Annotated in this window: 16 protein-coding genes; 4 read left to right on the top strand and 12 right to left on the bottom strand. The window is 60.3% G+C overall.

Features of this window, described 5'->3' with window-relative positions:
• Positions 1-160 precede the first annotated feature (160 nt).
• Entirely contained in the window at positions 161-886 is a 726-nt protein-coding gene (locus LCM21_RS14110) for an SDR family NAD(P)-dependent oxidoreductase (RefSeq protein WP_224891171.1), read from the top strand.
• Positions 887-889: 3 nt separating this feature from the next.
• On the opposite strand, the gene LCM21_RS14105 is transcribed toward LCM21_RS14110, so the two are convergent.
• Complete coding sequence (locus LCM21_RS14105) at positions 890-2542, bottom strand: DUF6504 family protein (RefSeq protein WP_224891170.1); 1653 nt, start codon at positions 2540-2542, stop codon at positions 890-892.
• Positions 2543-2608: 66 nt separating this feature from the next.
• Positions 2609-2896, bottom strand: coding sequence for an I78 family peptidase inhibitor (locus LCM21_RS14100; RefSeq protein WP_224891169.1), 288 nt, complete (start codon positions 2894-2896; stop codon positions 2609-2611).
• Positions 2897-3026: 130 nt separating this feature from the next.
• Between LCM21_RS14100 and LCM21_RS14095 the strand changes: the two genes are divergently transcribed.
• Together LCM21_RS14095 and LCM21_RS14090 are read left to right on the top strand one after the other, a co-directional pair.
• The gene (locus LCM21_RS14095) at positions 3027-4139 is read left to right on the top strand and encodes an S-(hydroxymethyl)glutathione dehydrogenase/class III alcohol dehydrogenase (RefSeq protein WP_224891168.1); all 1113 of its coding nucleotides are present in this window, start codon (positions 3027-3029) and stop codon (positions 4137-4139) included.
• A gap of 88 nt (positions 4140-4227) precedes the next feature.
• A complete protein-coding gene (locus LCM21_RS14090) occupies positions 4228-4956 on the top strand; it encodes an NYN domain-containing protein (protein ID WP_224891167.1) in 729 nt (242 codons plus the stop codon).
• A 22-nt stretch (positions 4957-4978) separates the two neighbouring features.
• Here LCM21_RS14090 and LCM21_RS14085 read toward each other — a convergent pair whose 3' ends face one another.
• The 10 genes from LCM21_RS14085 to LCM21_RS14040 form a co-directional block, all read right to left on the bottom strand.
• Complete coding sequence (locus LCM21_RS14085) at positions 4979-5917, bottom strand: DMT family transporter (protein ID WP_224891166.1); 939 nt, start codon at positions 5915-5917, stop codon at positions 4979-4981.
• 142 nt (positions 5918-6059) lie between these two features.
• The gene (locus tag LCM21_RS14080; protein WP_224891165.1) at positions 6060-6473 is read right to left on the bottom strand and encodes a group III truncated hemoglobin; all 414 of its coding nucleotides are present in this window, start codon (positions 6471-6473) and stop codon (positions 6060-6062) included.
• A 48-nt stretch (positions 6474-6521) separates the two neighbouring features.
• Positions 6522-9440, bottom strand: a complete 2919-nt coding sequence (locus LCM21_RS14075; RefSeq protein WP_224891164.1) for an error-prone DNA polymerase — start codon at positions 9438-9440, stop codon at positions 6522-6524.
• Positions 9441-9640: 200 nt separating this feature from the next.
• The gene (locus LCM21_RS14070; protein ID WP_224891163.1) at positions 9641-10945 is read right to left on the bottom strand and encodes a M16 family metallopeptidase; all 1305 of its coding nucleotides are present in this window, start codon (positions 10943-10945) and stop codon (positions 9641-9643) included.
• Positions 10942-12282: a M16 family metallopeptidase gene (locus tag LCM21_RS14065; protein WP_224891162.1), complete on the bottom strand. Its 1341-nt coding sequence runs from the start codon at positions 12280-12282 to the stop codon at positions 10942-10944. The genes LCM21_RS14070 and LCM21_RS14065 overlap by 4 nt, the downstream gene beginning before the upstream one ends.
• A gap of 82 nt (positions 12283-12364) precedes the next feature.
• Positions 12365-12883 (bottom strand): DUF3035 domain-containing protein, encoded by a 519-nt coding sequence (locus LCM21_RS14060; protein ID WP_224891161.1) that lies wholly within the window; start codon positions 12881-12883, stop codon positions 12365-12367.
• A gap of 50 nt (positions 12884-12933) precedes the next feature.
• Positions 12934-13404, bottom strand: a complete 471-nt coding sequence (gene lspA, locus LCM21_RS14055) for a signal peptidase II (protein ID WP_224891160.1) — start codon at positions 13402-13404, stop codon at positions 12934-12936.
• The gene (gene purH, locus LCM21_RS14050) at positions 13404-14993 is read right to left on the bottom strand and encodes a bifunctional phosphoribosylaminoimidazolecarboxamide formyltransferase/IMP cyclohydrolase (protein ID WP_224891159.1); all 1590 of its coding nucleotides are present in this window, start codon (positions 14991-14993) and stop codon (positions 13404-13406) included. The genes lspA and purH overlap by 1 nt, the downstream gene beginning before the upstream one ends.
• A 22-nt stretch (positions 14994-15015) precedes the next feature.
• Positions 15016-16755, bottom strand: a complete 1740-nt coding sequence (locus LCM21_RS14045; protein WP_224891158.1) for a heparinase II/III family protein — start codon at positions 16753-16755, stop codon at positions 15016-15018.
• Positions 16756-16845: 90 nt separating this feature from the next.
• Positions 16846-18102 (bottom strand): RsmB/NOP family class I SAM-dependent RNA methyltransferase, encoded by a 1257-nt coding sequence (locus LCM21_RS14040; RefSeq protein ID WP_224891157.1) that lies wholly within the window; start codon positions 18100-18102, stop codon positions 16846-16848.
• An 89-nt stretch (positions 18103-18191) separates the two neighbouring features.
• Here LCM21_RS14040 and LCM21_RS14035 point away from each other — a divergent pair, with 89 nt between their 5' ends.
• Positions 18192-18374, top strand: coding sequence for a DUF1674 domain-containing protein (locus LCM21_RS14035; protein ID WP_224891156.1), 183 nt, complete (start codon positions 18192-18194; stop codon positions 18372-18374).
• The last annotated feature ends 97 nt before the right edge of the window (positions 18375-18471 follow it).

Here is an 18471-nt window from a genome sequence, read left to right as displayed (position 1 = left end):
CCTCTATATGCGACATTTTACAATAAGATACGCATCGTATGCTCGGATGGATCAATCGGGTTGAATGTTTTCTCGGTGGGCTGATGCGCTGTTGCCCGGGATGTGATCCAGACGTTCTGCCCAACCGTAGAACACCCATCACAACGAAAACGGACGAGGAATGAGCAGTTTCAGCGGAAAAACCTATTGGATTATTGGCGCAAGCGAAGGGCTGGGCCACGCGCTGGCTGAGACGTTAAGCCGTCAGGGCGCGCGGCTGATCCTGTCCGCCCGAAATGCAGACCGCTTGGCTGAAATCTGCGATACGCTGCCCAATGCGCAATCCGTACCGTTTGACGTCACCGATCTGGACGCCGTGCGCCGCGCTGCGGTCGAGGTCGCTGAAGTGGACGGGCTGGTCTATAACGCGGGTGCTTATGAGCCGATGCGCACGGCCGATTGGGATACCGAGGCGGTATTGTCGATGACAGACGTGAACTATACTGGCGCGTTGCGGGTCCTGGGTGAAACAGTGCCGGATTTTGTGCGCTCGGGCCGGGGGGATATCACCTTGATCGGATCGCTTTCAGGATATCGTGGGTTGCCGGGGGCCGTGGGGTATGCGGCCAGCAAAGCAGCCCTGATTTCTCTGGCAGAGACGATGCGGTTCGATCTTGCCGGAACTGGCGTAACCGTGCGGATCGTCAACCCGGGTTTCATCAAGACCCGACTGACCGAGAAGAACGATTTCAAGATGCCGATGCTTATGACACCCGAAGATGCAGCCGAGCGGGTGGCCAAGGCGATGTCACGGCGCCGCTTCCGTACTGACTTTCCAGCGCCGTTTTCCTGGGGAATCCGGTTGCTGGATTACCTGCCGGATCTGTTGGTCTATCGCGGAAAATAGACTCTAACCAAACTGCCCCTGACAGAACCAGCCCGCCGACATGGTGCCGCCATGGCCGTAGAACAGCCACAACCGCTCCCCCTGTTCCGTCACCACCACCCAGTAATCCCGGACCCCGCTGCGCCAATTGGGGTCGTCCAGCCACCATTCCGGTGCGATCCGCTCTGGGCCGGTGGCCTGCGCCAGTTGCCAGTCACGCCCACGCCAGCGAAAGGCACTGGGCACTGTCGGGGTTTCCGGGGCCATGACCGGTTCGGGCTGCCACATCAGCAAGGGTCGCGGGCGGGGCGACGGGGGCCAGTCGTGTGCCGGTTCCGACCATGCAGCCGCCAGCGTCTGCGCGGTTTTTTCGGGGATATGAGAGGCAACGGGATGATGCCGTGTGATCGCCTCTAACCCCACCCGTGCGCCCAGCTTGCCGATGAGGTCATCGACAGCTCTGTTACCCTCCAATCGTTCGCGGGCCACGCGGCGGGCCTCGGCATGGCCTGCCATGGTACGGGCGTGGATGGGTTCGGACTGGATCGCCTCAAGCCGCAGCATGTCGATACCATAGCCCGCATCGATCTTGTCGATTTTCATCTCTAACAAAGGTCGAATACGGTGCTTGTCATAGGTTGGACGGGCCAAAGCAACCTCGATGATCTCGGCCGCCTGATCGGCGCGGTGCGCCTCCAGCCGTAATGTCCGCGCGCCGCGCCCCTTTTCTTCCAGCTTGGTGCAGAGCGTCGGCAGCATCCGGTCGATGGCGGCCATCACGTCCTCGATCAGGCCGATCGGATTGGGCAGCGTCATCCGCACGGCAAAGTGATACGGCGGGCGGGCGGGCGAGACAGGCTCGGGCGCGCTGCCCATGGCCTGATCCAGCCGTAGGACAAGCCCGCGCCCGAACCTGCGGGCCAACGACGCGCGCGGCTGGCCCAGCAGATCGCCGATCCGGCGCAGCCCCAGGCGGTTCAACTGCGCGACCACCTGATCCTCAAGCCGCAGCGCCGCGATGGGCAGGGGGCTGAGCGCGCCATAGGACTGTCCCGGCGCGGCAATCCGTGAACCGCCGCCCAAGGTCATCACCTGTGGTGCGGTTCCACCCTTGGTCCAGTGCCGCCGCTTGCCCGCCCGGGCGCGGGTGGCGCGTGCTTCTTGGCTGATGGCGTCGCCGTTGCGGTCGGATGTGGCCTCTTGCCCGGCATAGCGCGCCAAAGCCCAGGCCGCGCCCAGCGTGTCGGCGATGCCCATCTGCACGCTCAGACCCATATCGGCGCAGTCGACCTCAAGAACGTTCAGCAGCGCCTCTTCCCCGCCAAACAGATGCGCGCAGCCCGACAGATCGACGATCAGACCATCGGGAGCCTCTTCGGCGACCCACGGGCTGAACTTGCCCGCCCAGCGGCGCAGCGCGGTCAGAAACGCGGCCTCGGCCGGGGCGTTGCGGGGGCGTGTCACAAGGTTTGCGCACATGGCATGGGCATCGCGCACGGGCTGGCCCACGCGCAACCCGGCGGCCTGGGCTTCGGCGTTCAGTGACGTGACAACCTGCATATTCGATTGTTCCGCCACCACAGCCAAAGGCCCATCCTGCAGCCCCCGCGCAGCGCGGATCAGCCGTTCAGCCCCCAAACGGGGAAACCACAGGGATAATATTCGGCGTTTTGGCATCGGGCAGACATCAAAATGTTCTTACTTTGTTCTAAATGAGAATCATGCCCTGAGTCGAGTCCGCACTTACCCGCAGGTCAGCCGCTGAATGATCCCGGAGCCGTTCACATAGATGTTCAGCCGGTCGATGCGATAGTCCTGCGTGGCCAAGTCATCGGGGCCCAGCACGCGGGTCCGTTCCGGCAGGCTGGCCTGAATGGTCGAGACCGGCTGGCCCACGGAATCGGCAAAGGGTTCCCCTTTGCAGAAGGCCAGGTCCACCGGGGCGGCTTCAGGCTCAGTAGGGCCGGGCTCGGGCAGGTCGGTTTCAGCGCAGGCGGCAAGGACAATCAGGATCGGGATAAACCGGTGCATTGGCGCTCCTCTTTTCGGCAATGTCGTTTCTGAAATATCAAAAGCTTACAGAGCCTGCCATGAAAGCGCAGTTGAAAACACCCTGTATTTGACGCAGGGTCGGGTCAAACAAGACAGGGAGACAAGCACCATGCGTACCCGTGCCGCCGTTGCCGTTCAGGCTGGCAAACCTTTGGAAGTGATGGACGTAAACCTTGAAGGCCCCAAGGCGGGCGAGGTTCTGGTTGAAATAAAAGCGACCGGTATTTGCCACACCGATGAGTTCACCCTGTCAGGTGCAGATCCAGAAGGCTTGTTTCCAGCCATTCTGGGCCACGAAGGTGCGGGCGTTGTGCTTGAGGTCGGCGCGGGCGTGACCAGCCTGAAGCCGGGCGATCACGTCATCCCGCTCTACACACCCGAATGTCGTGAGTGTGAGTACTGTCTGCATCCCAAGACAAATCTGTGTCAGGCGATCCGTGAAACCCAGGGCAAGGGCCTGATGCCCGATGGTACCTCGCGGTTTTCGACGCTGGATGGGGATCCGATCCTGCACTACATGGGCTGCTCGACCTTCTCGAACCACACGGTTCTGCCGGAAATTGCGTTGGCCAAGGTGCGCGAGGACGCTCCCTTCGACAAGATATGCTATATCGGCTGCGGTGTGACCACGGGCATCGGCGCGGTGATCAATACCGCCAAGGTGGAAATTGGCAGCCGGGCCATCGTGTTTGGTCTGGGCGGCATTGGCCTGAACGTGATCCAGGGCCTGCGTCTGGCCGGAGCCGATCAGATTGTTGGTGTCGATCTGAACCCGTCGAAGGTCAATATGGCGACCGCGTTCGGCATGACCGACTTCGTGAACCCCAAAGAGGTCGAAGGCGATCTGGTTCCCTATTTGGTTAACCTGACCAAGGGCGGGGCGGATTACACATTCGACGCCACCGGCAATGTCGGTGTGATGCGCGACGCGCTGGAATCGGCGCATAAGGGCTGGGGTGAATCGATCATCATCGGTGTGGCGCCTGCCGGTGCCGAGATCTCGACCCGTCCGTTCCAGCTGGTGACTGGCCGGTCATGGCGCGGCACCGCGTTCGGCGGTGCCCGTGGCCGGACCGATGTACCCAAGATCGTCGACTGGTACATGGAGGGAAAGATTGAGATTGACCCGATGATCACCCACACCATGGGGCTGAACGACATCAACCACGGGTTCGATCTGATGCACCGGGGTGAAAGCATCCGGTCGGTTGTTGTGTATTAACAACCCTAAATTGACAGGGCGGGGTTTGACCCGCCCCTTTTGATTCTTATCTTCAGGTCATTGTAAATTTCTGAATTGAGGGACTAAATTGACCAACAAGACAACGGAACGCTTGGCTGTTCTGATTGACGCCGAGAATGTCCCGGCGAAGCATGTTGCCGAGATATTTGAAGAAGTCGCCACCTTGGGTGAGGCTAGCCTGCGCCGAATCTATGGTGACTTTTCGGGCGGCACCCCGCAAGGCTGGAGCGCCGAGAAACTGGCGGAATACGCCATCGTTCCTCACCAGCAATTCGCCAACACCACAGGCAAAAATGCCGGAGACATTGCCCTGGTGATCGATGCAATGGACATTTTGCATTCTGGCCGCTTCGACGGATTCGTTCTGGTGTCCTCGGACAGCGATTTCACCCGGCTGGCCAGTCGTATCCGCGAACAGGGGTTGAGCGTTTTCGGGATTGGTGAGCGCAAGACGCCCAAGGCCTTTGTCGCGGCTTGCAACCGGTTTATCTACATCGAGAATATCAAAAAAGAAGAAGCGCAGACCAGCGGCACCGAAGGGAAAGCGAAGAAGCCTTCTGTCAAACAGGATTTGAACCACGCATATCAGCTGATCCGGAATGTCGTGCTCAAATCTGAAGACCCGGACGGTTGGGTCGGACTTAGCGGGGTTGGTAGCCAACTCGGCATGAACTACCCGGATTTCGACACACGCTCCTACGGATTCAAGCGCTTGAGTGACCTGGTACGCGCAACCGGGAAGTTCGAAGAATCCAGCGAAAACGGGGGCCTAAAGATCAGACCAAAGGACAGGTAAGGGTTTACGTATCGCGGCTGCGCTAAGACTCCGGCCGGGCTGATGCCCCGGTATCCGACCGCGGTGACCGCACGCGCAAGACCGGCGTATTCGCTGACGTGTTCGCCCGGCTTTCACGCCAGACGACAAACACTCCAGATGCGATGATGATACTGGCCCCCACGGCGACCCAGCCGTCCGGGCGTTCGCCAAAAAAGGTCATGCCGAATAGCGTTGCCCAGATGATCTGACTGTACTGGCTGGGGGCGACAACCCCGGCAGGGGCCGCGCGGTAGGCCAGAATGATCAGGTGTTGCGCGATAACCGAGAAGATTCCAACCAGTGCCATCATCGCCAGATGTAGCAGAGACGGGGGTTGATAAACGGCGGGTTGTGCGAGACTCATGACTGCGATCGCCAGCAGCATCGGATACAGGATCAATACGGCCGAGCGTTCCTCGTTTCCGATTTTTCGCACCAGAACGGATGCAGAGGCGCTGCAAAACGCAGCCGTCAGCGCCGCAAGGTGGCCCAGTGTGATTTCGGTTGCGCCAGGGCGCAGGACGATCAGGACACCGATCATACCGACGCCAACGGCCGCCCAGCGTTGGCCGCGAACGACCTCACCCAAAACCGGAATCGACAGGACGGTCACGATAAGCGGGAAGGAGAACAGCAGCGAGTATACCTCGGCCAGCGGAAGCACTGAAAACGCATAGAACGCGCAGACCATGGACGTCACCATCAAGCCTGAGCGCAGCATAACCAGCCAAGGGTGATGCGGCAGGAAGTTTCCTGTTGTCCGGTCGGTCAGGATCGTCACAGCCATCGGCACAAAGGAAAAAAGCGTGGCGAAAAAGATGATCTGCATTACCGAATACGTGCCACCCAACACCTTGATAAGGGCATCATGGCTGGCAAAGACAGCAAAACCCAAAAATGCATAGCCAAGGCCGCGAAGGGTGGTGTTTTGAGTGCTCATCGCTGCGGCCTCAGGTGATGTATCGGCGTTACCGTCGCAGCGCGGGCGGGGTCCGGCTGTCGTGTCTTTGAGTAAACACATTTCAGTGGGGCGCATAGCCCCTAATTTACCGCTAACATTGCATACCCGCTATGTACCGGAATCATCGCAGGACCGGCGGCGCGTCTTTAGGCTGACGTGCGGACTGAACCCCCGCCTTCATGCCCGCTCCGATCCGACGGGCTAGCGCACTCCACGGAGTAGCCGTTTCCGGTGGCAGCGTCTGAGTGGCGACTTCTTCGAACAGGTCCAGCCAATGGGCGAACATCTCGGGTTTCACGTCGGGGCGTTCGATATGAACCCGCTGCGGATTGCCGTCATAGCAGCGCTCGAACAGGATAGCGTTTCGCCAGAAGGCGGCGATCTTTTCCTCATGCGCGGGCCAGTCGTGGACGTGCGTGTTGAAAACGGGGCCAAGCACCGCATCCTTGCGCACGCGGGCATAAAACGCATGGACTTGTGCGTTGATCTGGTCCGGCGTTGCAGGAAAGCGCGGCGGCAGGGTGGGTCTGGTCATTGGGCTCTCGGTTTTCGACTCTGATCAGGGCCATATCCGGTTCAGGGGTCACACGACAGGAGTGGTTTTGTCGCGCGGGTCCGGCGTCAGAAGATGCCGCAGCAGGGCCACCGGATGCGCCCGCAGGCTGAGGCGCGTGGCGACATAATCCTCGACCACCTGTTCGCCCAGGGTCATTTGGGGCAGATAGGCCGCGGGTTCATCCAGCACCTCGCCCTCAAGATCCTGCGAGAACAGCGGCAAGGGTTTAGCGGTTGCAATCGCCTTGGCCTGCCACAACGCCTCGCGCCGGGTCAGGCCGCAGGCGGCAAAGGCGTCGGCCTCGGCCAGCCGTTCGATCACCGCCGGACCAAGCCCGGCACGGCTCCAGACGTCATCGACTTGATGGTAGCCATTGCCGCGCGCGGCAGTCAGCCAACTGGCGTCTTCCTCGCTGAGACCTTTTATCTGGCGGAACCCCAGCCGCAGGGCCAGACCGCCATGGCCGTCAGGCTCCATCACATTGTCCCAGAAACTGGCATTGATGCAGACCGGTCGCACCTGCACGCCATGTTCGCGCGCATCCCGCACGATCTGGGCAGGGGCGTAGAACCCCATCGGCTGTGAGTTCAGCAGCGCGCAGGCGAAAATGCCCGGGTGATGGCATTTGATCCAGGCCGAAGCATAGACCAGCAGCGCAAAGCTGGCCGCGTGGCTTTCGGGAAATCCGTAGGACCCGAACCCTTCGATCTGCGAGAAACAACGCTCGGCAAAGTCGTCGTCATAGCCGTTGCGCTTCATACCGCGTAAGAAAAGCGCGCGGAATTCGCTGACATTGCCGTGCTTCTTGAACGTCGCCAGAGACCGCCGCAGCCGGTCGGCCTGTTCCGGGGTGAATCCTGCGCCGACAATGGCGATCTGCATCGCCTGCTCTTGAAACAGCGGCACGCCCAGTGTTTTGCCTAGCACCTCGCCCAGCGCGTCCGAGGGGAAGCTGACCTCTTCCTCACCATTTCGCCGCCGGATATATGGGTGGACCATGTCGCCCTGAATGGGGCCGGGGCGGATGATGGCGACCTCGATCACCAGATCATAGAAATTGCGTGGCCGCATCCGAGGCAGGAAATTCATCTGCGCTCGGCTTTCCACCTGAAACACGCCCACACTGTCCGCCTTACACAGCATGTCATAAACCGCCGGGTCTTCGGGCGGCAGGGTGGCAAGGGTATAGCGGGTCTGGTGGTGCTGGCCGATCAGATCGAACGCCTTGCGAATGCAGGTGAGCATCCCAAGGCTGAGAACATCGACCTTCAGAATACCCAGAGAGTCGATATCGTCCTTGTCCCAGCAAATGACGGTGCGGTCTTCCATGGTGGCGTTTTCGATGGGGACAAGTTCGTCCAAACGCCCCTCGGTGATGATGAACCCGCCCACGTGCTGCGAGAGGTGGCGGGGGAAGCCATCGATCTCATAGACCAATGATAGAGTCTGTTTCAGGCGGCGATCTTCGGGGTCCAAGCCAATCTCGCGCATCCGGTGCGCCTCGATTCCGACGGTCGAGAAGAAGCCCCAGAGCTGCGATGACAGGGCCGAGATCGTGTCTTCGGTCAGGCCCATGGCGCGCCCAACCTCGCGAATGGCGCGCTTACCACGGTAATGCACCACCGTAGCACAGAGGCCCGCGCGGTCCCGGCCGTAGCGATCATAAATGTGCTGGATCACCTCTTCGCGGCGTTCATGTTCGAAATCCACGTCGATATCAGGGGGTTCGTCGCGGGCCTCGGAGACGAAACGTTCGAACACCATCGTGCCCAGTTCGGGGCTGACTTCGGTGATGCCAAGGCAGTAGCAAACCACCGAATTGGCCGCCGAGCCGCGCCCCTGGCACAGGATATCGCGGGACCGTGCGAATTTGACGATGTCTCGGACGGTCAGGAAATAAGGTTCGTATTTCAGCTTGCCGATCAGGGTGAGCTCATGGGCCAGCATCTTTTTTGCCTTGTCCGACGCGCCCGCCGGGTAACGCCATTTCAGCCCCTCATGCGCCAGACGGTGCAGACGTTCGGTCGGGCTTTCCCGCTCGCTACCCTCACTGGGGTATTCATAGCGCAGTTCGTCGAGCGAGAATGTGAGCTGTTCGCTAAGGTCATGCGCGCGGGCGATAGCCCCTTCATGCCCTTTGAAAATGCGCAACATCTCTGGTTCAGAGCGGAGACGCTGTTCACCATTGGCGAGCGCCTCACGACCCAGATCATCGACCTTGCGGCGCAGGCGGATGGCGGTCAGCACGTCGGCCAGTTTGCGGCGGGTGCCGTGGTGCATCATCGGCGTGGCGCTGGCGAGAGTGGGGATGCCAAGTTGCTTTGATTCAGTCTCTAATAAGCTGAAATATGCAGTATCTGCCCCATCATACCGAGGATGCATTAACAGATGCATCCGTCCGGCAAAGCGGCGCGTCAGCTGTTGTGCCTGTGTCCGCCAAGCGTTCGCGCCGCCCGGGGACCGGGTCGCGTGTGGCCAGAGCAGCAGGTGAAGACCGTCTGAGAATTCCATCAGGTCCGACAGGTGCAGGATGCAGTCACCTTTCTCGGCGCGCAGACGGCCGGCGGAGAGAATACGGCACAGGTTACCCCAGCCCTGACGGTTCAGGGGCAGGGCGGTGACGGTGGGCGCGTCGGTGAAGATCAGCCGCGCCGCCGGGATCAGCCGTGGTACGGCATGGATGGGGTAGGAGGGCGGTTTGGGAATGTGGTCAGGGCAGGGTGGTCCGATCGAGGTGTTCTGGGCCTCCCACTCCAGCCGTTCACGCACCTTGCGGGCGATCTCGCGCCCCCTTGTATGGGCGCGAACGATCCCGGCGACCGAGTTGTCATCGGCAATGGCAATGGCGGGCAGGCCCAGGGTGACGGCGCGCTCCATATACTCCTCGGGGTGCGAAGCCCCGGTGAGAAAAGTGAAGTTCGATGTGATCGACAGCTCGGCATACATGGCGATTCCACATTTTATTCACGTTTTGTTCTTTTTCGAGTCCTTTGTGCCAAAATCAATGCTCATCGGTCAGAATGACGCTCTCGGTCCAAGATCGTGCAGAAAAGCATGTGCCGCGCATTTCTCAACGCGCGGCACATGATTGTAAGTCACTCGCGTGACTTGATGAGAAGATCGTAGCCCGTTGCGGCGTGAACGGGTTAGCCGTCCAGCCCCTCGGGCTTGCCGACAATTGTGAAATGCAGACCTTCGGGGTTGAGCAATTCACTGGCGACGCGGTTCACCTCTTCCAGTGTCACCGCGTTCACCTTGTCGTTCCGCGTGGCGATATAGTCGATGGGCAGATTTTCCATCTGCATCCCGACCATGATCCCGGCAATACGACCGTTTCCGTCAAACCGCAGCGGATAAGCACCAGTCAGATAGGTCTTGGCGTCGTCCAGCTCTTTCTGGGTGACGCCCTCGGTCGCGGCGCGAGCCCATTCCGCACGGATCACCTCGACCGCTTCGGCAATACGATCATTGGAGGACGAGACCGACCCCAGGTAGACTGACGCAAGATCTTTTGGCACCAGGTAGGTTGCGATGCCATAGGTTAGGCCACGTTTTTCGCGCACTTCCTGCATCAAGCGGCTTTCGAACCCACCGCCACCAAGAATGTGGTTGAGGATAAACGCGGCAAAGAAATCAGGATCGTCGCGATCAATTCCAGCATGACCAAACAGCGCAACCGATTGCGGCGTGTCAAACTCAACCACGCTCACACCGCCGGGGATGTTCACCTCGGCCCGCTCTGGTATGGGTTTGCCCGTTTCGGGCAGATCGGCCAGCAGCGTGTCCAGCAGCGCGCCAAGTTCTTCGGCAGTGATGTCGCCCACGGCGCCGACATAGAGCCTATCCTTGGCAAAAACGCTGTCATAGGCGGTCACCACGTCATCGCGCGTCAACGCGCCGACACTTTCGATCGAGCCTTTGCCCTCGGACCCGTAGGGATGATCGCCGTAAGCCATCCGCGCAAAGTTGCGCCCCGCGATATCGTTGGGATCGGTTTGATCCGAGCGTAGGCCGGACAGAATCTGCGCCTTTACGCGCTCCACAGCATCTTCGTCAAAGCGTGGTTCGTGGATCGTGGTGCGCAGCAGGTCGATCACTTCGTCGCGGTTTTCGGTCAGGAATTGCGCCGAGATCGACACCGAATCATCCGATGCGTCATATTGAAAGGAAGCGGCCAGAGCTTCGAGTTCGCGCGCGTAGGTCCGGGCGTCCATGTCACCCGCGCCTTCTTCGATAAGGCCGCTCATCAGGTAAACAGCGCCGCGTTTGTCCGGATCATCCAGCGACGTGCCGCCACGAAAACGCAACTCCAGCGCGGTGAACGGGATCGAATGATCCTCGACCAGCCAAGCGGTGATGCCACCGGGCGAGGTCACTTCCTTGATCTCAATCGCAGCCCAAGCGGGCAGCGCGATGACAAAGGCAATCAGGGTTGCGAAGATCCGTTTCATTGCGTCACCTCATCGTCTTTCATCAGCCAGCCAGTGACGGAAGTTTCAAGCTGTAGAACCTCGCGCGCGGCTGCAATGATCTCATCCCCGGTCACGGCTTGCAGGATATCGGGCCAGGCTTGCACGTCCTCGACCGTCAGGCCACTGGTCAAAGCGCGGCCGTAGCGGTTGCCAATCCCGTCCACATTGTCGCGCGCGTAAATCTGCGCGGCGCGCAGCTGCATCTTGATCCGGTCCAGATCGTCTTGGTTCACACCTTCGGCAATAAAATCGGCAACGGCCTGATCCATCGCATCTTCGGCCTCTTGCAGCGAAACGCCCTGTGCCGGAACAACCAGCAGATCAAAGGTTGTATCGTCCAGCGAAACGCCGCGGTAAAACGCGCCAGCATATACAACCTTTTGCTGTTCGAACTGAAGCTTTTCATTCAGATACGACGTGGTGCCGCCGCCCAACAATTCAGACAGAAGATACAGTGCTGCTGCCTTTTCCTGTTCACCCGGATCACGCTCGGGTGCAAGATAGCTTCGTTGGACATAGGGTTGCGCAACACGCGGGTCTTTGTACGTCAACCGTCGCGCTGCTGTTTGCGGGGGCTCTTGCGCGCGGTCCCGCTGCGACACATCCGGGTTGGCCGGGATAACGCCGTAATATTGCTCGGCCAAGGCTTTGACATCATTGGGTTTAACGTCGCCCGTGACCACAAGAATGGCGTTATTGGGTGCATAATTGTTTTGGTAGAAGGATAGTACATCCTCCATACCCAGTGTCTCCATCTCATGCCGCCAGCCGATGATAGGTACCGCGTAGCCATGGTTTAGGTATTGCGCGGCGCTGATCTGCTCGCCGAACAGGGCGCGGGGGTTGTTGTCTGTGCGCTGGTTCCGTTCTTCGAGGATCACGCCGCGCTCGGTGGTGATGTCTTCTTCGGTCAGACTCAGATTGCGCATCCGGTCCGCCTCCATCTGCATCATCAATTCCAACCGATCTGCGGCGACACGTTGGAAATAAGCGGTGTAGTCATAAGACGTGAACGCGTTGTCATTCCCGCCATTGGCCGCGACGGTGCCCGAAAACTCACCCGGAGCCAGCGTGTCGGTGCCTTTGAACATCAAATGTTCAAGGAAATGTGCAATGCCGGATGTACCCGCAGGCTCATCGGCTGATCCGACACGATACCAGACCATATGCTGCACAACGGGCGCACGGTTATCTTCGATGACGACGACATCCATGCCGTTGTCCAGCGTGAACGTCGTAACCGCCTCATGCCCTTCTTTGGCAATCAGGGGGCTGGCGGCGAGCAGGGCGGCAGATAATGCCAAAGCCCGAACCATGGGGCATCCTCCGTTTCGTTTGGTGCTATTCAAACTACGATGGTGCGGCGCAGGTTCAAGGCCGATGACGGAAAGTTAAGATTTATTCATTCGCCGGAGGCGCGGAAGGCGTTTCAAGCCCGGCCCGGCGCGCGGCTTCGTTTTGCGCGGCAGCATCAAGCGCTTCGCGTCGATAAACCTGCTCGTACCGATCCACTTTGAACAGGCGCAGACGCGTCAAACGGCCTTGTTTCCTGCGGAACTCAGCATCTTCGGTTTCGATGACCTGCCGTGTGTTGGCGGGAACGCCATAGCGGCTTGAGGCCGTGACCAGCGCGGCGTCGCTGGACGGGATGGACGTATTGGGGTTCAAAGCCGCCTCGCTGCCGCCCAATGCCACGATGGCATCCGCTTTGGGGTTCGGATCGGTCAGGTTGGCGCCGCCCGGCGTTGGGGCAGGCAGGAAATCGTAATCCTTGGGCTGCGTCAGCGGTTTGACTGGCATAACCGAGAACTCATCCGGGCCGTCACCGGGTGCCTCAAGATGGCGCAGGCCGATGTTCGAGCATCCGGCAATTGTAAAAGCCAATGTCACAGCAAGTATGGAACGCGGCAACCGCATCAGAGTCTCCAGCCTGTTTGTGGCGCTTTTATCCCATTTCTCGGAGGAGGTCACGAGGGCTTTTTCCCATCAAACACCACAAGGCCGATAGCACCGGCAAAGATAAACACATCGGCCAGATTAAAGACAAACGGGTTGTTTATGCCGCAGCAGGACATGTTCAGGAAGTCCAGCACAAAACCGTACAGCACCCGGTCAACCACATTTCCAAGCGCGCCACCAATAAGCAACCCGCCGCAGACAAGCATGAGTTTCGTGGGTGCTGTCCGCATCAACCAGACCAGAACACCGACCGAGATCGCAAGCGAAATGCCGATCAGCATCCAGCGGGCAGCCTCGGAATTTCCTTGGAACAGGCCGAAATTGATGCCCCGATTCTCGCCGTATTTGAACACCAGAAGCGGCGGCAGAATGTCGATATTGCCCTCGGCCACGCGCAAAACGTGGACGACCAGATACTTGCTGATCTGGTCGATCAGGAATGCGGCCAGCGCGGCCCAGAGCAGAAGGCGATAACGCATCAGTGACGGAAGTGGCGCATGCCGGTGAAGACCATGGCAAGGCCTGCATTGTCCGCAGCGGCGATCACCTCATCATCGCGCATCGAGCCACCGGGCTGAATCACGCAGGTGGCGCCAGCTTCGGCGGCCTCCAACAAACCATCGGGGAAGGGGAAGAATGCATCCGACGCCACGGCAGAGCCGATGGTCAAAGGTTGCGCCAATCCCAGCGCATCGGCCATGCGCTCGGCCTTTTTGGCGGCGATCAGGGCCGAGTCGACCCGGCTCATCTGGCCCGCACCCACGCCCACGGTTGCACCGTCCTTGACGTAGACGATGGCGTTGGACTTGACGTGTTTCGCCACTTTCCAGGCAAACAGCAGATCGCGCATCTGCTCGTCTGTCGGGGCTTTCTTGGTGACGACTTTCAGATCATCCAAGCCAACAAAGCCGTTATCCTTGTCCTGCACCAGCAGGCCCCCGGCCACCTGCCGTACGGTTTTGCCGCCGGCGGTCACGTCCGGCAAACCCTCGGTCGTCAACAGGCGCAGGTTTTTCTTGGCGGCAAAGATCGCCTTTGCCTCATCCGATGCACCGGGGGCAATCACAACCTCGGTGAAAATACCGGTGATCTCTTGCGCGGTTGCCGCGTCCAGCGGTTGATTCAACGCAACGATGCCACCAAAGGCCGAGGTCCGGTCACAGTCGAAGGCGGCTTTGTACGCCTCAAGCAAGGTCGCACCTTTGGCCACGCCGCAGGGGTTGGCGTGTTTGATAATGGCACAGGCTGCACTTTCTGACGGATCGAACTCGGCAACCAACTCGAACGCAGCATCGGTGTCGTTGATGTTGTTGTAGCTCAGTTCTTTGCCCTGATGCTGCACGGCGGTCGCCACACCGGGACGGTTGGTGCCATCGGTGTAGAACGCGGCCTGTTGATGGCTGTTCTCGCCATAGCGCAAGGGCTGCTTCAATTCTCCGGCAAAGGCGCGCCGGGTGGGCGTGTCCAGTTGCAGCGCATCCGCCATCCAGTTCGACACGGCAGTGTCATAGGCAGCCGTGCGCGCATAAGCCTTTTGCGCCAGCCATTGACGGAAGCCATACGATGTCTTGCCGTAATTCTCTTCCAGCTGATCCAGCAGGGAAGAGTAATCCTCGACATCAACCACCACGTTTACAAAGGCGTGGTTTTTCGAGGCCGCGCGGATCATCGCCGGGCCGCCAATGTCGATGTTTTCTATGCATTCATCGTAGCCCGCGCCTTTGGCCACCGTTGCCTCAAACGGGTAGAGGTTCACAACCAGAAGGTCGATCGCGCCGATTCCGTGTTCCTCCATCGCCGCAACATGGGTGTCATTGTCGCGTAGGGCCAGCAACCCGCCATGCACCATCGGGTGCAGGGTTTTGACCCGGCCATCCATCATTTCGGGGAAGCCGGTGATCTCGCTTACGTCCTTCACCTCTAGCCCCGCATCGCGCAGCGCTTTGGCCGTGCCGCCGGTCGACAACAGCTCAACCCCGCGCTCGACCAGTGCCTTTCCCAGTTCGACCAGCCCGGTCTTGTTGGAAACGGAAAGCAGCGCGCGGCGCACGGGGTGAAGATCAGTCATGGGTCCAAAGGTCCTTTTGGCGTCAGTCGAAATCGGGTTCGTCCCGGTGCAAGTCGCGCACGGCATAGGCTGTATCCTGTGCCTTGCTCAACGTCCACTGGATGCGCGTCGCATACTCCATTGCGCGCCCGGATAGAACGATCTGTTTTGTCGCGCGTGGTTTTAACCGGCCTTTTTCAAGATAAACGCTTGGTTCAACGGTTAGTTTTGCAGCACCATCATGACGGAAAACCCATATTTCCCCGCTTTTGAGAGCCATTGACACCGCTGCACCGCCCAGATCAATAGCCGCATCAACATCCGGATGCAGGTGAAACCGGATGTCATAACCAATCCCATTCAGGCCCGACGCATCCAGCGCCCTGTCAAATTGCCGTTTGGCCTTGTCGCTGGCGGTCAGCAAAATATCCTCGCCCGTCAACTCGCGCCCGTCAAAGCGCAGTTCGAACGTGCGGGCGTGGGTCAGGCCGAAAACCTTGGTGTAACCGTCATGCCCGGCCATGAAGCGTGCGCCTTCCATCGCCTCTTCAAATTCCACTGGTACGTCCTTGGGGGCGTCCACCAGTGCCTCGCTGTCGCTGCCGGGTCCTGCATTCGCCAATCGGGCACTGGAATACCCATCAAGGCACAACGTCGAATGAGACGGAGTCGCCCGTCCGGCCCGCCGCCATTCCGCACCGAAGGTTTCACCGGACCCGCAGTTCACAATCAACGGCCTCCGGCCTGATGTGAGTTCAAAGGCAAGGGTCGACGCGTGTGCATTGTAAGATGCGGCCCCTGTGGGCGGCGCGCTGGCGTCCAGAATCACGCTGGTGCGCCCCGCATAAAGGCGCGCGTAGCCCATCGCCAGACCGGATGCGGGCTGGGGTCGAACGCCGCTTTGGGCGAGGGCCTGATCCAACCGTCCCTCGACGCCGCGTCCCCCGCCATGAAACCGGGCAAGGGCGCCATCGGAATGGCGCAAGCTGCGCAAGGTGGGCGCGATGCGCTTGATCGCGTCGGCCTGCGCGCCGGGCGTCCCCCGTCCCAAAGCGCTGAGCGCGGCCGAGGTCCAGGACAGCAGAGTAAAAACTTCTAACAGTTCTTCGGGATTGCGGGTGGAAATGCCGCCCTGCCGGTCAACTTGTTTCTCGCATTCCTTTGCAAGGGCGCGCAGGGCCGGGTCTGACATCTGTTCCAGCCCTTTCAGCGCCAGCCCGGCCTGCACCAAACCGGCCAGCGCCTCGAATCGCGGCAGGCCCGGCGTGGCTGCGTGCCAGCGCTTTGACAGGAACCATGTTTGTTGTGCCAACGCGCGGAAGAACAGACGGGTTCGCTTTTCATCCGCACCCCGCAGCAGGAAGGCCGCGTGATTAATCCAACGCATCACGCGCCGTCCGGTCAGATCTGGGGCCCATCCGGGCCCGTGTCCGCGCCCATGCGCGTCGATCCAGCCCCAAACCCAACGCTGCGCCTTGTCGCGCGCCCGCATGTCTCCGACTGCGGCAAGATCATCCAGCCAGGCAAACCCGTGGCGCTCGTTGTCAAACCCGGTGCTGGGGGCGGTAACGTCCCACAGATCTGTATCTTCAGCCTCGACCAGATATCCGGCAAACAGCAAATTGCCCGCAACCAGTTGCCGCCCGCGCGCAAACGATCCAACGGTACGGGGTTCAGGCTCGGTCACGAAGCCGGTGACTGCCTTGCGTCTCTGGCTGAGCCGCGCGTACAGGCGGTTCTGAAACCGCGTCCACCGGTTTGTCATGGTATCTGTCTTTGACATGACGCTCGTTACTCTGCCCCTCGCGCTCTGCTGGCGCCTGAGACCCAACGATAGACCGCGCTGGTCGTCAAGTCACCGAAAAGCGTGCCCTTAGGCGGATTTGTTCAGGCAGGCGATGTAGAAGCCATCCATCCCGCCAAGGTCTGCCCAGTAATCGGGCCGCAGGCGCAAGCCGCCCTCTGGCGTAATCCATTCCTGGTCCACACCGGCAATCTTCAGCGCATCGCGGTCGACCGTCATGTCGGGGTTTTGATCCAATGCCTCTTCAATCTGCACCTCCCCCTCGTCTGGCAGCAGCGAGCAGGTGCAGTAAACCAGCCGCCCACCGGGTTTCAGCAAGGTCCAGGCATGGGCAAGCATCTGCGTCTGCAACGCGATCAGTCCGGCGAATTCCGAGCCGTCCTTGGCAAAGGGCAAATCGGGATGCCGCCGAATCGTGCCCGTGGCCGAGCAGGGTGCGTCAAGCAGGATGGCGTCGTACTGGCCCTGATGCTCTAGCGCATCGCCTGCAATAACATTTGCTTGCAGATTTGTGCGCTTGAGATTCTCGCGGACTCTTTCCAGACGCGACTCCGAGATATCCAGCGCTGTGACAGTCGCCCCGGCAGCGGCCAATTGCAGAGCCTTGCCGCCGGGCGCCGCACAAAGATCCAGTACGGATTCCCCGGCCCGTGGTGCCAGAACGCGCACCGGCAAAGCCGCCGCCGCGTCCTGCACCCACCAGTCACCGTTAGCGAACCCCGGCAGGGTTGAGACCTGCCCCGCATCGTGAACACGTAGCGACCCGGTCGGCAGCGCCTCTCCGGGTCCGGTTGCACCCGGCTTGAGCGTAATATCCAGTGGAGCACCTGTGAAATGGGCCCGTTCCATCTCTGCGACGGCGTCCGCCCCCCATGCCGCGATCAATGGTTCGCGTAGCCATTCGGGCAAACGCGGTACACGCATTTTGGGCCAGGCCTCAGGTCCTTCGTCGGCCACTTTGCGCAGAACCGCATTTACCAGACCCTTGAGCCGGCCATGCTTGCGCGAACGGCCCACGATTTCGACCATGGAATTAACCACGCCATGTGCAGCTTCACCCAAGCACAACTCAACCGCGCCCAGACGCAGCGCATTCTGCACGGTCAAAGCGGGCGTGCGGTTCAGATGGTTGTCCAGCAGACGGTCTGCGCGTTCAAGCCCGCGAAGGGTTTGCAAGGTCAGACGTTGCGCCCGGGCGCGGTCATCCGGTGCCAGCCGGTCCAACGCGCCGGCGGCCAGGCATTCAGGCAAAAGCCGCCCTTCGCCCAGTATTTGATCCAGCAGATAGATCGCGCTGCGTCGCGCTGCCGTTGCATTGTCGGACATGGAACCGCCTTTGATTATAAACGCGTCCGCATTGCCAACAGCGGACGCGGGCGTATATCAAGCCCATGCACGGAAAGGAACCCGATGTCATGAGTGACGACCGCAAAGATCTGCCCCCTGCCGCCCAACGCGCACTGGCCGAGGCGGAAGAGCGCCGCAAGAAAGCCGAGGCCGAGGCCAAAAAGATGCCCAGGGAACTGGGTGGTCGCGATGGGCCCGACCCTGCACGCTATGGCGATTGGGAGAAAAAAGGCATCGCGATCGATTTCTGATCCTTCGACCCAGTGAAGCGCGAAAAAGACGCCAAACCGGTCGTGTCGTACATTTGAGCCAACGCGCACCGCCCGTTTTGCAGGCCGTGCCGTGACC

Source organism: Ruegeria profundi (assembly GCF_020171505.1).
GTDB classification, from domain to species: Bacteria; Pseudomonadota; Alphaproteobacteria; order Rhodobacterales; family Rhodobacteraceae; genus Ruegeria; species Ruegeria profundi.
The sequence above is the reverse complement of the archived record's forward strand: the minus strand, read 5'-3'. Positions and strand labels throughout refer to the sequence as shown.

Excerpts from the sequence above, each read along its gene's own strand:
- LCM21_RS14100 (WP_224891169.1), bottom strand. The coding sequence starts at position 2,896 with ATGCACCGGTTTATCCCGATCCTGATTGTCCTTGCCGCCTGCGCTGAA.
- LCM21_RS14065 (WP_224891162.1), bottom strand. The coding sequence starts at position 12,282 with ATGGTTCGGGCTTTGGCATTATCTGCCGCCCTGCTCGCCGCCAGCCCC.
- LCM21_RS14060 (WP_224891161.1), bottom strand. The coding sequence starts at position 12,883 with ATGCGGTTGCCGCGTTCCATACTTGCTGTGACATTGGCTTTTACAATT.
- LCM21_RS14070 (WP_224891163.1), bottom strand. The coding sequence starts at position 10,945 with ATGAAACGGATCTTCGCAACCCTGATTGCCTTTGTCATCGCGCTGCCC.
- LCM21_RS14105 (WP_224891170.1), bottom strand. The coding sequence starts at position 2,542 with ATGCCAAAACGCCGAATATTATCCCTGTGGTTTCCCCGTTTGGGGGCT.
- LCM21_RS14040 (WP_224891157.1), bottom strand. The coding sequence starts at position 18,102 with ATGTCCGACAATGCAACGGCAGCGCGACGCAGCGCGATCTATCTGCTG.
- LCM21_RS14035 (WP_224891156.1), top strand. The coding sequence starts at position 18,192 with ATGAGTGACGACCGCAAAGATCTGCCCCCTGCCGCCCAACGCGCACTG.
- LCM21_RS14075 (WP_224891164.1), bottom strand. The coding sequence starts at position 9,440 with ATGTATGCCGAGCTGTCGATCACATCGAACTTCACTTTTCTCACCGGG.
- purH (WP_224891159.1), bottom strand. The coding sequence starts at position 14,993 with ATGACTGATCTTCACCCCGTGCGCCGCGCGCTGCTTTCCGTTTCCAAC.
- lspA (WP_224891160.1), bottom strand. The coding sequence starts at position 13,404 with ATGCGTTATCGCCTTCTGCTCTGGGCCGCGCTGGCCGCATTCCTGATC.
- LCM21_RS14085 (WP_224891166.1), bottom strand. The coding sequence starts at position 5,917 with ATGAGCACTCAAAACACCACCCTTCGCGGCCTTGGCTATGCATTTTTG.
- LCM21_RS14080 (WP_224891165.1), bottom strand. The coding sequence starts at position 6,473 with ATGACCAGACCCACCCTGCCGCCGCGCTTTCCTGCAACGCCGGACCAG.
- LCM21_RS14110 (WP_224891171.1), top strand. The coding sequence starts at position 161 with ATGAGCAGTTTCAGCGGAAAAACCTATTGGATTATTGGCGCAAGCGAA.
- LCM21_RS14045 (WP_224891158.1), bottom strand. The coding sequence starts at position 16,755 with ATGTCAAAGACAGATACCATGACAAACCGGTGGACGCGGTTTCAGAAC.
- LCM21_RS14095 (WP_224891168.1), top strand. The coding sequence starts at position 3,027 with ATGCGTACCCGTGCCGCCGTTGCCGTTCAGGCTGGCAAACCTTTGGAA.